Raw genomic sequence first — 13,786 nt, 5'->3', positions numbered from 1 at the left:
TATTAGGTATTGTTTTTAGCAATAGGAGTTATTGGATTTTTTGAAGGAATCACTGTTGATCTCTCTCACGTTAATTCTATAGGATAAACACTATCTTTCTAGGTATAATCAGTCGCTGTTAACATAATGTGCGTTAACGAAAAAAGCAGATCCCATTAATTGGGGTCTGCTTTTTCTTTTGTTAAAAAGTCTTTTGCTCATATTGCTATCATTAAGCCGTTTATACAGTGTTTGACGACTAATACTCAGTTCTTTTTCTAGTGCTGTTAGGATGTCAAGTTTTGCATTGTCCATATTGACAGTATAACATTGACACTGATGACCATTAAAAATACAATTCTATCTTTTATTAACGTATACTTAAACACAAAAATAAGGAAAAATAAATGTCCAAAAATAAAATAAAAGACTTACATGACATGGTAAAAGAAAACTATGAGAACGGCACATATAGTCGTGATTATAGTTACCATGGACCATATGCCCATAACGATGAAAAGGGTGATAATCTATCAGATTTTGAAATTCTAGGTGCCGTGGGTTTATTAGCTACTGGTTGGCTATTCATACTGTTTTTTAGTTCATCCATGTTATCTTCAAATGCATAGTATTAATCCTTTCAATTGAATAGCGTGCTATGTTATGGCGTGACTTGATGTGTTGTGTTATGTTTCTTGATTAGTGAAAGTATCAAAAATATTGTCGATGTTCTCAAAAAATTCCTAGTTCCCTCAATGAACAGAAAAAAGACTTCTTGCAAAAAATGTTTGTATAGTGGTTGTAATTTGGTCCATCATAAATAAATTTTGAAAATATCAAGGCTACTAATTCTAAACAAAGTAAGCACAACAATCCAACTTTGCGGTGCGTAAAGTTAATGATTTAAAACAAAAATTCCGACGGGAATTTTAGGTAAGAATAAAATTTAACCATGTTAGGATGTGAAAATAGTGGATACTCATTTATTTGAAAAAAGTTATGATTCATACACTCTATTGAACGGTATGTTTGCTACACAATTGCCTCCACTGCTTAATAATTTGATCACTGAAAATTCTTCTACGGCATTAATTAAAGAATTAAGGGATAATCCTAAAACAACACTGTTTACTATAGATGAATCAAACAATCTAATTACAAGACTTGATAAAGGAATTAAACCTCCAGATTATATTTATGGAAAAAATTGGGCTGCTGAATCAATTAAGTTTTTTACGATAAAAATAAATGATTCTTGGAGACCAATGGCTATACCAAATATTAAGCATTCACTTATGTTTGCATATAACAGCCTCATTATTGCCGATTCAGTACTCAGTCAATTGTATTCTAGTGAAGAGCGCTTAAATGGAAAAACAAGTCATTCTGAATCCCCCATAATTGGTCGAGACGGATTTTTTTCATCTATGCTCTATGAAGAAGATGAAGAAGTTATCCTTGAAGAAGATATAGCTGTTGGTTTTATAGGATACGATGAAACCAACAAATTTTTTAAGGAAAGTAAATTACAGCGTTTTAAGATAGAATCAACATACCCTTATGTCTTACAAATGGACTTAAGTAAATTTTTCGAAAACATATATACACATTTATTGTCTAAAAATATGCTTTGTGACTCTGAAAGGTTTGGAAGCTATCTACTTTGGTTGGATGAGTTCAATCAAAAAATAAATGATGCACATACAAAAGGAATAATACAGGGGCCAATCTCCTCCAAAATATCTGCAGAATTGTTCCAATTATCATTGGATCAAGAAATAGTTGAGTTAATCAAAAAATTAAAATTAGATATTAACTTTACGCGCTATGTTGATGACTATCGCTTTTTTTCCAAAAGAAATTCTGATTTGGAATTCATAAAACACCATTTAATAAAACTATTTAGGAAATATGAATTATCTTTTAATGACAGCAAACTTCAAATCTATAAAGGGTTTGAAATACAAAAACAAGCGCACCTAGAACGTTATCCTAAAATAAAAACTTTTACAAATGGACATATAGAACAGTTTTTATTTGACGATTACCTCTTCCTCCGAGAGACTATTATTAATCTACTTGAAGAAAGCGATCTATCTACTGTAAAAGCTATCTTATCCATAATTACAAAGCAAATCCAAAACAAAAAAATAAAATTTAAGGATAATAAAGTCGTGGTATCCTTAATACTTTTTTTGACAAAAGTAACATATGTAAAACCTGTACTAGCTATGCATATTTACCAGGCTATTTCTGCGGCTGTTTCTACTGCGATACCACCTGTTAGACACAATATTTGGAACACTCTTTTTAAGGAATTAGATTATATTGAAGACAGCTTTTCTGATACCGATTTAGAAGTATGGTATTTCTATGTCTTGGGCCAAGCAGGTACATCTAGAGAAACATCTAGAGTGTTTTCTGCGTACAAAAAAAAGAAAAAGCAAACAGATATTAATGTATTGGTTTTAACAGTTCTGCTGAAGAAAAACAGCAAACAAACAAATAGCCGCATTGAATCAGAGATTATGAATATACTAGCCCCTAAACATTTGGCAAACGTCTCTCAATCTAAATGGTGGCTCCCTATATCAAAACTCTGGATAGTGACTGAAAGAAACGTTTGTCATGAGATTAAAAAATTATTTATCTCAAGTAATAGATCGGAAATTCAATGGAATAATCTGGGTATAATAGAGTTTTTACTACAAAACAATAGTTAGATAAGTGCTATATGACCTTTTGACGTTGACTAATAACCACAGGGGTGATATTTAACTAATCACCCCTATAAAACACTATTAAAACAGCCCCTAACAACTCAAGTTGGTTTGTTAGGGGCTGGTCTTTTTTTTATGATAAGCACGCTTGCTCAATTTGGACCCCAACAATTGGTCTACTTCTCAGAAAGCTGTTTTCAAGGGCTTGAGCCTTTGTGAAACAGTCAATTCTAAGAACGCCGATGAGAAAGCTCTGTTCTTAAGACTCCTGTGACAAAAAAAGACATGCCGACAACGTATACACTAGCAACAATAAGGTCAAACCAAAAACTCAATTTGTTCGGATTGCCATTCATAATATCGGGTACGAGATAAAAAATAAAAACCAATAAACTGGTGACTGTTATTAAAAAAACACCTAAAAATTTCATCTGAAACTCCTTCTCAAACCTTTGTTGTCAGATATTATACCTGACTTTTACTCGTCAACAAAAGTCATTTTAACACTAAAATTCGGTACATAAGCTGTACGTACAAACGGTGAAACCGACAAAATTTATCAATACAATGAATCAGATTCCTTATGTGAGGCTAACTGAGAAAGAAGGAATTCGGTCATTAGTAGACGATTGAATCCAAAACCCAACTTGACTTCTATGATGTCATTATATCGATTTTTGTTCGTAATGACATCATGAAGGATATTAAATCAAGTTAGCTTTGAAGACTTTTTCCTTCAATATAGGACTTTGCCGAATTATCAGGAATAAATTGATAAGTATATTTATTCCCATTTGAATAGTCATCCCAATTAGGAAAAAGCACCGTATTATCTTTTATTTGATAGGGAATTTTAAATTGAGCGCCGGCGTCCATAGTCAATATTATATGTGTTTCATCAATCTTCCAACTTCCCCCAGCTGCTCCTGCATAGCTTCCCACACTTGTGCTTCTGAAAGTAGCGTCACTATTGAAATAATAAAATCGTTTGCCATCGTGTGCTAGGTTTTGTGGAGTTCCTGGTATAGTATCCATGGCTTTATCAACATCCACATCATTATATTTGAATAGAACTGTGTCAAACCCCTTACCTACTAAGGCTTTGTTAACCATTTCTTTATTGTCTATCGTTGACTTTTTTTTATTTGCATTTGTCTTTTGATTCTCTGATTGTTTTTTTACTTCTTCTTTTAGTAAATCATTATGGTGTTTTTCTTTAAGCAGCAAAAATCCTAAAAGAATGACGCCAATTAGCATCACAATGCTAAACATTTTTTTCATAATTTATACCTCTGAATAAGTATCACATTTTCTAATTGGTATTGCAATTGGCTTCATTACCCGTTTATTTATTTGTCAATGTTAAACTGTCAATGAAAAATGACATTTTAACAGTCCTAGCATGGAACTGGGTATTTATATACAAACACCTAAATGACAGCAATATAAAGGGACGACTTTCTTTTATAAAAAACTCTCATTGTTAAAAATGCCCAGCTAATAAATCAATCACACGCTGAACAGCTAACTAGGGCATTACATGAGTTAAAGAAAATCAGAAACCCTTTATATCCAAAATAATTAAGGAACTGAATTCAAATTCTCTTATTGGATATTTCATGTTATTGAAAAGATATTTGTTAGATAGGATTAGCTGATTATCATACTATTTAGATATCTCTGTTACATCATCGATAGAACGTCAGTGCGCTGAGTTATATTAAAAAACAATCAGGCCAAAATGACCGTTTGGACTGACGCTATAAATTCCTGCTGTGCCACTCCCTCCGGCCATTTTTGCCGATTTTATAATTGTTTGGACATCAAAGTTATGCGAATTAGGATCTCTAGGGTCTTGATAAACATCAAATTCAAAGTCATTGACGTCATCACCAATACTTGATGCAAAAGCTGTTTTAACGACATCTAACGCATCTTGGGCATTATTAACAACATGACCCTGACCTGCTGATGGTATGGTCCCAGTGCTATTAGCACTGTTTGCTTGATTGGATGTCTGAGATGATGACTGATCACCGCTAGAATTATTGTCGCTAGTATTATCGATTTGACTAGATGTCTGACTAGATAATGAAACAGTAGTATTGTCTTTTTTCTGACTAGACTGGTTACTAGAAGTAATTGAATTGTTGTTGCTTTTACTTTTGTTTTCACTACCGATATAAAAAAAAGTAGCTAATAATAGTATCAAAATAATAATAGCGATTGTAATTTTTTTCATAGATAAATTCCTCAAGTTATGAGCGTAAGAGTCTGGCTATAAATATTAATTTTTTGCTTTATGCTGTTTTTCCCTAAAATTTTCCTATGTAATATCACCAGAGAATGCATGAGTTTTAATATCATGCATGTCTTGTCACTATTTTTTATCAGGGTTAGTAATGACAATTATATCGTATCGTTTTATCCTTTCCGTACTTTTGATTAAATTTAGTTTTATTATAAACTGCTCGCCCGTTTCTTTTCTTAACACTAGCACCAATGAAACCTCTTTGTCATTCCAATTAAAAAGAAACTATACCAATCATGTAAAAATAAACGACGGTTTCTAACTTCACCACAGATAATTTTTTCGATTCAAAAGGCTGTTAATCATTATTTTAACAGCTTTTTGATTAGAAATTAATCTGGCTGATTTTTTTAATCAACTATCAAGAACTTGCATAATATTAGAATTTGTTTTAAGTTAGACCAGTAAAGGAATAAATTTGTTTTTAGAAAGGAAGTTTTTATGGCAGACGACTTTGACAAGAACCGTCACATGAATCACAAAAACCATGAAGAAAACATGAAAAAAGACATGGGCCAGACGCAGATGGGTCATCCAGGTCATGGCGGCCACAACAACATGGATAACATGGATATGGGGCACAACCATGACGGACACGATAACCACATGCAAATGGGCCATGGCCATGGCGGCCACAACAACATGGACAACATGGATATGGGGCACAACCATGACGGACACGATAACCACATGCAAATGGACCATGGCCACATGAAGATGGATCACGGCCACATGAAGATGGATCACGGCCACATGGATCATGGCATGGGGAGCATGTCCGGAATGGATCATGACATGGCTGGAATGTCTGGAATGGGTGCCATGGGCGGGATGCCAATGAATCATGGCAACATGAAACAACGATTCTGGTGGTCTTTCGCCCTCTTGATTCCGCTCCTCTTCGTTGCCCCCTTTATGGGCGTTGACCTACCAATCACGTTGACATTCCCTGGTTCCAACTGGGTGATGCTGCTTTTGGCGGTCGCCATGTATGCCGTTGGTACCCAACCTTTCTTTTCAAGCGCGAAACTTGAGTTGAAGCAAAAGAAACCAGCGATGATGTCGCTGATTTCCATGGGACTTTTGGTGACCTTCTGGGTTTCCGTTTATGCCTTTATTGCCAAAACTTTCTTTAAGGTCGAGGCCATGGACTACTTCCTGGAGTTCGGTACCTTAGTCGTTATCATGCTCTTGGGGCACCTAATTGAAATGCAAGCCACCATGAAGGCCGGCAATGCAACTTCCGAACTGGCAAAGCTCACACCAGCAACGGCCCACGTCAAAGACGGCGACTCCTTCACTGATAAGCCCGTCAGTTCGCTCACAAAGGGTGCGGTTGTCCAAGTCTTGGCTGGTGAATCCTTTCCCGCCGATGGGACCGTCCTTTCAGGTTCATCTCAAGTCGATGAATCTCTGATGACTGGGGAATCAAAGCCGGTCCAAAAGACTGAAAAGTCCTCTGTCATTGGTGGAACGATTAACGGTGAAGGCACTCTGCTTGTCCAGGTTTCGGCCGTCGGCAATGACTCATTTATTGGTCACCTCAAAAAGACTTTGAACCAAACAGAAGCCAGCTCTACCAAAGCTGAATCATTAGCCAATCAGGTTGCCGGCTGGCTTTTCTGGGTTGGCTTGACAGCTGCCGTCTTGGCCCTAGTTATCTGGACCGCCATCAGTGGCCTGGCCACTGCCTTTAACATTGCCGTGACAACGCTAATCATTGCTTGTCCACACGCTTTAGGCCTGGCCATTCCATTGGTGATTCAACGAACCAAGGCACTGGCAGCCAAAGACGGTATTTTGATTAAGAAGCACGGTGCAGTGCTGTCAGCTAAACATCTGGATTATGCATTAATGGATAAGACCGGTACTTTGACTAACGGTCATTTCCAAGTACAAAAATTAGTCACTAACAAAATCAGCGACCATGACGCCCTAGCCATCATGGCCGCCCTTGAACAGCAATCTTCTCACCCACTAGCTAAGGCTATTGTCCAAAAAGCCAAGGACGATGGTGTGACCGTCACAGCCGGTCAAGACGTTCAAACCATTTCCGGGGCTGGAATTAGTGGAACCGTCAATGGTCAGCAATACTCACTGGTTTCAGCCCGTTACCTAACCGACCAACAGATTGACTTTAACCCATTAGATGCCGATGGTTCAATTTCCTACCTAACGGATGGCCACCAAGTTTTGGCTGCTGTCTCCCTTGGTGATAGCATTAAAGCCACTGCCAAAGACTTCGTTGCCCAACTTAAGGCTCACCAAATTACTCCAGTCCTTGTCACAGGTGATGCTCAAAAGACGGCTAATAAGGTTGCCCAAGAATTGGGCATCGACTTGGTTCAGGCAGAGGTTTCACCAGAGGACAAGATTAACCTGGTCAAGCAGTATCAACAAAAAGGTCAGACGATGATGATTGGTGATGGGATTAATGATTCTCCTGCCTTGGCCCAAGCCGATTTATCAGTAGCCATTGGTGCAGGAACCGATGTGGCCCAGGCGTCAGCCGACGCGGTGTTGATTTCGCAATCCTTGCCAAAGATTATCGACTTAATTAACTTAGCCCATAATGCTAACCGTAAAGAAATTGAGAACCTTTGGTGGGGGGCCGGCTATAATATCTTAGCCATTCCGACCGCCGCTGGCCTCTTTGCCTTTGCTGGCATCATGTTAAACCCATTAATTGGCGCTATCGTGATGTCGCTTTCAACGGTTGTTGTGGCAGTCAATGCGCTTCTCTTACACAAGTAAGCGAGCAAAAATTAGAATCTTTAAAGTTTCTTTTATGTCAAAGCTGTATAATTAGCAGTTGAGTACAAATAAAAGGAGCTTTTTTTTATGCGCAAGTATTTTGCAGAATTCTTTGGGACGATGCTGTTGGTTATCTTCGCCACCACCGCCTTGATTTACGTCACGACCTTCCAAACAGGTCAGCTCTTCGATGCTATGGCAATCTTTGGCCTATCCCTAGCAGCGTTGATGTTTATCTTCGGGCCGATGGCGAACGGTGGCCACTTTAACCCCGCCGTTTCTCTAGGAGCAGCCATCAATCAAGACATCTCGTGGAAAACCTTTGGAGCCTACTTTTTGGCCCAGTTCCTTGGAGCCTTTGCTGGATTGACCCTTGCAGTTTATACATTAATCCCAATCATTAATGCACAACAAAGTGGTTCATCATCTTCATCAACGTCTTCTGTCAAAGCTAGCCAATTATTTTCCTTGTTAGAGCCATCCGCAGCAAGTGCCATTTCCGTTTGGCTAGCGGTGGCCATTGAATTATTCTTTACCTTCGTCTTAGTCTTTATTACCCTAGTGGCATTGAAAAAGCACATCAAACAAAGTGCCGCTATCACTGGGATTAGCTTCACCCTGATTTCCTTTGTGACCTATCCACTGACAAATGGCCTGGTTAACCCAGCCCGTGTTCTTGCCCCCGCTCTTTACAAGGGCTTGGCATCCTCTGCCCATCTCTGGTACTTCTTAATTGCCGAGATTTTGGGCGGTCTCTTAGCTGGCCTAGTCGTTAAATATTTCATGAATGAAGATGATCCCGCTGTTAAATCAGTTGCCGAATAATCCTTCGTATCAAAAAGGTCCTGACTTTCTAGTCAGGACCTTTTTAATTGTTATTTTTTGAAATTAACCCAGCACGTTCTTCCAATAAAACTTGCTCACCGGTAAAGGGCAACACCAGTAAAAGAGCCGTTGAATGCAGGGCTAGTCGCTTGTCAGCCTTGCCGTGATACAAGTCATCCCCATTAATGGGATGACCATTTCCGGCTAAATGGACCCGCAGCTGGTGCATCCTACCCGTCTGTAATTCAAGGCGAACAAGGCTCTCATTGCGTTTTCTATCCTCACTTAAAACCTGATAATGGGTCGTTGCACTTTGACCTGTGGCATCCAACCAACGCAAGCGATCATCACTTGGATGCCGTCCAATCCTTTGTTCAAAGATGCCAACCTTCTGGTCAAAAAGACCCCTGACTCTGGCCAGATAGGTGCGCTGAATAATTTTTTCTTTTATTAAACGGTTTAAGATTGGGACCACAATTGGATTTTTAGCAATAATCACTAGGCCAGAAGTTGCTCGATCCAAGCGATGAACCATCAAAGCCTGAGCAGGTTGGTCAGCCGATTTTTGTGGATTTGTTTGAAAATAACCATTAACGTAATTTAGCAACGTATCCGTTTCTGTCGGCGAATGCGGGTGCATTTTCATCCCAGCGGGTTTGTTTACCACCAAGAGGTCCTCATTTTGATAGACAATGGCAAATGTACTGTCAGTATTAGCCGGATAAGGGCCCTGCTGGTCCAAGAAGACCGCCTCTTGGAAGGCCAAGGTTAATTGATCGCCGGTCTTTAAAACATGGGCTGTCGAGACCTGTTGGCCATTAACCTGGAGGCCCCTTTCCTGTCGCAAATTCCCCCGCAAATGCTTTGGCAGAAAAATTTGTTTCAAGTAATCTTTCACTGCCAAACCAGCAAAGCGATCCGTAATGGTAATTTCTCGTTGATATTTTGCAAACATTTTCTTTTCCCTAGTAAAAAATCAGGGTTTCCCCTGATTTCATGTTAGTTGCCACTGCTGCTACTTGCACTACTTGGTGAAAAAGCAACTGACGCACCTGGATAGTCCGCTTGCAATGAATCTGGGCTATCATTAATTTCCGGCGCATTAGTGACATAGTCACCAACAGTACTCTGATCGCCATGCTGAGTGTATAAGGAGGTTGAACTTTGATTTTCGTTTGCCTTTTTGAAACGTGCCAATGTCTTCGACTTCGAATAATCATAAGCTGCTGCATCAACTGCCTTAAAGCCGTCTGGATGGTAGAAACGCAACAAATTCTTCTGGTTTAGCGTGTCAGACATAGCAAGCTTTTCATTTGCTTCCGTCTGATACTTGTTAAACAATTTTTCCTGATCAGGCGTTGGATCAATGACCTTTTCGCCTGTCTTAGTATCCCAAATGGTACCAGAAATCGAAGCATACTCTGGCGTCATCCAATCCTTATTACGCATCACAACCAATTGACTTCGTTTTGTCGACAAAAGGTCCTGACCAAACTGAATATAACGTTTACTTGAAATACCCAAAAGATGTTCGATTGTTGGGGCTACATCAACTTCACCCCCATAGGTGTGGTTAATTCCACCATTTTTCAAACCTGGAATATGAATAATCAACGGTGTTCTTTGCAAGTTTTCGTTATCCAGGTCGGTCCATTTGCTTGGATCCTTGCCCAAAAGTGGGGCCAAATACTTATTATCCGTGTTATTGATACCGTAGTGGTCACCATAGAGCACAACCATCGTATTGTCGTACAAACCTGATTTCTTCAAATAATCGAAAAATTCTTTAATGGCCTGATCCAAATAATGGTTAGTAATAAAGTAATTATCAATATACTTGGAACCAGAATTAGACGTTTGGAAATTAGGATCCTGGTCATCCTTATCAATTTCATATGGAATATGGTTGGAAACCGTAATGTACTTAGCATAAAACGGCTGTTGCAACCGTTCAAGGTATGGGACTGAGTCTTTAAAGAGCAACTTATCCTTCAAACCCCATGCAGTTGAATTTTTACCACTCGTATCAAAGTATTCACCCGAAATCCAATTCTGATAACCCATGTTCTTGTAAACATTCGTTCGATTCCAAAACGATCCGGTATTACCATGGAAAACTGCTGATGAATAGCCAGCCCGTTGGTTCAAAATGGCAGGCATAGCCTGGAAGGTCTGGTCATTGCCCAATTTAGCAAAGAGCGAACCTTGTGGCAGACCATAGGTCGACGTCTCCAATAGATTTTCAGCATCGGAGGTCTTTCCCTGGCCGACTTGGTGGAAGAAGTTATCAAAGGCAATCGTATCCTTGCTGTGATACAAAGAATTTAAGAACGGTGTTACTTCTTGCCCGTTAACCTTACGGTCAATTGAAAATTGTTGGAATGACTCCAGATGAATTACAATAACGTTCTTGCCCTTAGCCTTTCCAGCATAGGTTGGATTCATGCCAACATAGTGGTCTTGAACGTACTTTTTTACCTTTTGCAGTTCTGCTGGTTTCGCTGATTTTCGTACCTGACTGGTTTTAAAAGTATTATAAGCATCTAAGATCGTAAAGGGGCCAATCCCCAAATACTTAACCAGGTATTCCCGATCAAACTGCCGGGTCAGCAGCTGGGGCCGATCAACATCAGCCAACGCCAAGTTGGCCATGATAAGCAACCAGCCAACTGCTATCAAAGTTGATGTTTTCCCAGGACGCACCTCTTTTCGATCACGGTTAATCTTTTTAAACAACAAAAGACCTATGAGGATCACAACGTCAATCCAAAACAAAAAGTCGTGGGCACTAAAACTAATTGCACCGGCGGCCTTACCACCTTGGTTAACCGACGAGTAGTTCAAAATCACGTTAACACTCAGATAGTCAGTAAATTCACGATAATAAGTCACGCTAATATAAAGATAGGTGGTCAGCGCCGTATATAAAACCATCATCCCACCGTAATAAAGATTACGATTTTTAAAGAATAACGGTAGTGCAAAAATTAGCATCGTAAATCCGATTGGATTAATCAGCATCAAAAAAACTTGATATAATGACGACACGTGCATCCAGTTAAAATCCATGCCGTAAGCCAAAAAAGTTTTCAAGATGAATAACGAAACTAATAGTGTATAAAAACCTAAGCGAGTCTGAACTCTTGCTCGACCTGCTTGGTAAACCGCCTTTAAAAGATGCGGATTTTTTTGTACGTCTTTTTTCATAATAAGGCCATTATACGCCTATTTCTGGGGGCTTTCAGTTAAAAATCATTTCAAGCACGTATCTTTTTTTCTGTTTTTAAAACCTGGTCTTTTTCACTTGCTAATTTTAAATAAATACGTGACAATAGAATCAATCGAACCACTAAAGAGGATATTTTTATGCCAAAGTATAATGCTTATTTAATTGACCTTGATGGAACAATCTACCATGGCAAACAACCAATTCCAGCCGCTAAAAGATTTATTGAGCGGTTGCAAACTGCCCAAATTCCTTACCTTTTTGTCACTAATAATTCAACAAAAACAGCCAAGGATGTCGCAGATAACCTAACGATTAACCACGGTATCAAAACAACGGTTGATCAGGTCTATACCTCAGCTATGGCAACCGCTGACTATGTTAAGGGTTTAGCTAGCAGCGGGCAAAAGGTTTATCTAATTGGTGAAACTGGACTAAAAGATGCCCTCGAAAATGCCGGCATCGACCTGGTCCCCGCCACTGAAGCCAACGTTGTGGTAATGGGTCTCGACCGCAACTTTACCTACCAAAAGCTCAAAGAGGCAACTTTTGCGATTGCTCGCGGAGCAAAGTTTATTGCTACGAATGCCGATACAAACCTGCCAAGTGAAGAGGGCATGCTTCCTGGTGCCGGCTCACTTGTCGCTGCTCTCAAAACGGCAACCGGGGTCGAACCGACTATTATTGCTAAGCCAGAAGCTCCAATTATGGAAGGTGCTCTGGCTAAGCTTAATCATCCCGACCATCCCGTCATGGTTGGCGATAACTATAATACGGATATCCTTGCCGGTATCAAAAACGGGCTCGATACTCTTCTAGTCTACACCGGCGTTTCTAAGCCAGCCGATGTGGCCAAAGAAGTCAACCAACCATCTGATTTTGTCGCTAACTTTGATGAATGGTCTGTTGAATAATTTAATTGAATCAAAATCCGGATAACCGGTTTTTCTCGTTGAAGCCAAGCCTATCATGGTTTGGCTTCTTTTATTTTGCTTTATTTTGTAAGGCCAGTAAACGTGCGTTAAGGGCTGGGTCAGCTGCCTTTAGATACAACCCTTTTTTACCACGCTTAACTAAAATATTTAAAGCATTGTACATAAAATCAGTTTTAGCCTGAGCAATGGCATCTGCATCTGTCAAATTGGGATTCTTTTTATAAATTTCTTTATGCGTAACCTTTGCTGGATTAACTATCATCCGGTCACTTTCTTCATCGTACTCAAATGCCGGGCTCAGCAAAACCCCAGCATAATTTAAATCAAAACCCTGGACAGTATAAATCGATCCCACCTGGTTAATTGATTCTGGTCGGTTTGGCCACGTTTTGACTTGCGCATCAAACTCGTCCCATGGTAAATCAAAACCGTCTAAAACAACGTGGTGGGCGCCATCAGACCGGCGTTGAAACCCAGTTGTTGCCAGTACTCGGGCCAAGCCAACTTCTTGGTTGCGGGCCTTGATCGTTTTCAAGAGGACATCTGCTCGTTTAAAAATTCGCAGATCGTAATTTCCTAGATCAGCTGGCAAAGGTGTGAGCTTGCTTGTAACAAAGTCATCAATCCAAGCGGAAACAGGGGCGTTGGCTTCCATTCGATATTGAAAATCCATTGGAAAAATCCGATGATCATAGGGGGCTAAGACCTGGTTTAACAGTTTTTGGTTCCAAAACATCTTACCCTGAATAACCTGCTGAAAGTCAAAAACAACCACGACAACTTTCGCCAATTTAATAATTTCGGTTAACTGATTGTCTTGAAAAAAACGAATATAGGGCTCTCTCTTACTTAGTAGGAGGTGGCCCTCGTCGATCAAAACAACATCATAGCGACTATCCGTCTTATGTCCCCCATTAATGAGTGATGTAGGCCGAACATAATCTTTTTTATAAAGATTTTGATAACGCGCGCCCATTTCCTGGTAAACCTTTAAAAGTTCTGGATGATTAACGGTAAATACCGTTTTTAACCCTTT

At 39.5% G+C, this 13,786-nt stretch carries 11 protein-coding genes (1 of these 11 running past the window's edge); 5 read left to right on the top strand and 6 right to left on the bottom strand.

The window, feature by feature from the left end:
* Nucleotides 1-386 precede the first annotated feature (386 nt).
* Together ACSYSH_RS05295 and ACSYSH_RS05290 are read left to right on the top strand one after the other, a co-directional pair.
* A complete protein-coding gene (locus ACSYSH_RS05295; RefSeq protein WP_491706146.1) occupies nt 387-608 on the top strand; it encodes a hypothetical protein in 222 nt (73 codons plus the stop codon).
* A gap of 342 nt (nt 609-950) precedes the next feature.
* Nucleotides 951-2,702: an RNA-directed DNA polymerase gene (locus tag ACSYSH_RS05290; RefSeq protein WP_491706145.1), complete on the top strand. Its 1,752-nt coding sequence runs from the start codon at nt 951-953 to the stop codon at nt 2,700-2,702.
* A 227-nt stretch (nt 2,703-2,929) separates the two neighbouring features.
* On the opposite strand, the gene ACSYSH_RS05285 is transcribed toward ACSYSH_RS05290, so the two are convergent.
* From ACSYSH_RS05285 to ACSYSH_RS05275, 3 genes are all read right to left on the bottom strand, one after another.
* Nucleotides 2,930-3,130: a hypothetical protein gene (locus ACSYSH_RS05285; RefSeq protein WP_489816160.1), complete on the bottom strand. Its 201-nt coding sequence runs from the start codon at nt 3,128-3,130 to the stop codon at nt 2,930-2,932.
* Between the two features lie 283 nt (nt 3,131-3,413).
* Nucleotides 3,414-3,980, bottom strand: coding sequence for a hypothetical protein (locus tag ACSYSH_RS05280; protein WP_491706144.1), 567 nt, complete (start codon nt 3,978-3,980; stop codon nt 3,414-3,416).
* Nucleotides 3,981-4,419: 439 nt separating this feature from the next.
* Nucleotides 4,420-4,941, bottom strand: coding sequence for a hypothetical protein (locus ACSYSH_RS05275; RefSeq protein WP_491706143.1), 522 nt, complete (start codon nt 4,939-4,941; stop codon nt 4,420-4,422).
* A 510-nt stretch (nt 4,942-5,451) separates the two neighbouring features.
* Here ACSYSH_RS05275 and ACSYSH_RS05270 point away from each other — a divergent pair.
* On the top strand, nt 5,452-7,764 hold the full coding sequence (locus ACSYSH_RS05270) for a heavy metal translocating P-type ATPase (RefSeq protein WP_491706142.1): 2,313 nt from the start codon (nt 5,452-5,454) through the stop codon (nt 7,762-7,764).
* A gap of 87 nt (nt 7,765-7,851) precedes the next feature.
* Entirely contained in the window at nt 7,852-8,589 is a 738-nt protein-coding gene (locus ACSYSH_RS05265; protein ID WP_252773299.1) for an MIP/aquaporin family protein, read from the top strand.
* A 43-nt stretch (nt 8,590-8,632) separates the two neighbouring features.
* On the opposite strand, the gene ACSYSH_RS05260 is transcribed toward ACSYSH_RS05265, so the two are convergent.
* Together ACSYSH_RS05260 and ACSYSH_RS05255 are read right to left on the bottom strand one after the other, a co-directional pair.
* Nucleotides 8,633-9,544 (bottom strand): RluA family pseudouridine synthase, encoded by a 912-nt coding sequence (locus ACSYSH_RS05260; protein ID WP_489816151.1) that lies wholly within the window; start codon nt 9,542-9,544, stop codon nt 8,633-8,635.
* Nucleotides 9,545-9,588: 44 nt separating this feature from the next.
* Nucleotides 9,589-11,796, bottom strand: a complete 2,208-nt coding sequence (locus ACSYSH_RS05255; protein ID WP_489816150.1) for an LTA synthase family protein — start codon at nt 11,794-11,796, stop codon at nt 9,589-9,591.
* 159 nt (nt 11,797-11,955) lie between these two features.
* Here ACSYSH_RS05255 and ACSYSH_RS05250 point away from each other — a divergent pair, with 159 nt between their 5' ends.
* Complete coding sequence (locus ACSYSH_RS05250) at nt 11,956-12,729, top strand: TIGR01457 family HAD-type hydrolase (RefSeq protein WP_252773302.1); 774 nt, start codon at nt 11,956-11,958, stop codon at nt 12,727-12,729.
* A 70-nt stretch (nt 12,730-12,799) separates the two neighbouring features.
* Here the strand turns inward: ACSYSH_RS05250 and ACSYSH_RS05245 are convergent, their stop codons facing one another.
* Nucleotides 12,800-13,786, bottom strand: the 3' portion of a protein-coding gene (locus ACSYSH_RS05245; protein WP_491702247.1) for a DUF2075 domain-containing protein. The gene runs 228 nt beyond the window's last position; 987 of the gene's 1,215 nt are visible here — the last part of the coding sequence; its start codon lies off the right edge, out of view — the gene reads right to left on this strand; it ends in the stop codon at nt 12,800-12,802.

The organism is Fructobacillus sp. ESL1117 (assembly GCF_058508565.1).
The sequence above is the reverse complement of the archived record's forward strand: the minus strand, read 5'-3'. Positions and strand labels throughout refer to the sequence as shown.

Excerpts from the sequence above, each read along its gene's own strand:
- ACSYSH_RS05260 (WP_489816151.1), bottom strand. The coding sequence starts at position 9,544 with ATGTTTGCAAAATATCAACGAGAAATTACCATTACGGATCGCTTTGCT.
- ACSYSH_RS05275 (WP_491706143.1), bottom strand. The coding sequence starts at position 4,941 with ATGAAAAAAATTACAATCGCTATTATTATTTTGATACTATTATTAGCT.
- ACSYSH_RS05250 (WP_252773302.1), top strand. The coding sequence starts at position 11,956 with ATGCCAAAGTATAATGCTTATTTAATTGACCTTGATGGAACAATCTAC.
- ACSYSH_RS05285 (WP_489816160.1), bottom strand. The coding sequence starts at position 3,130 with ATGAAATTTTTAGGTGTTTTTTTAATAACAGTCACCAGTTTATTGGTT.
- ACSYSH_RS05255 (WP_489816150.1), bottom strand. The coding sequence starts at position 11,796 with ATGAAAAAAGACGTACAAAAAAATCCGCATCTTTTAAAGGCGGTTTAC.
- ACSYSH_RS05270 (WP_491706142.1), top strand. The coding sequence starts at position 5,452 with ATGGCAGACGACTTTGACAAGAACCGTCACATGAATCACAAAAACCAT.
- ACSYSH_RS05295 (WP_491706146.1), top strand. The coding sequence starts at position 387 with ATGTCCAAAAATAAAATAAAAGACTTACATGACATGGTAAAAGAAAAC.
- ACSYSH_RS05280 (WP_491706144.1), bottom strand. The coding sequence starts at position 3,980 with ATGAAAAAAATGTTTAGCATTGTGATGCTAATTGGCGTCATTCTTTTA.
- ACSYSH_RS05265 (WP_252773299.1), top strand. The coding sequence starts at position 7,852 with ATGCGCAAGTATTTTGCAGAATTCTTTGGGACGATGCTGTTGGTTATC.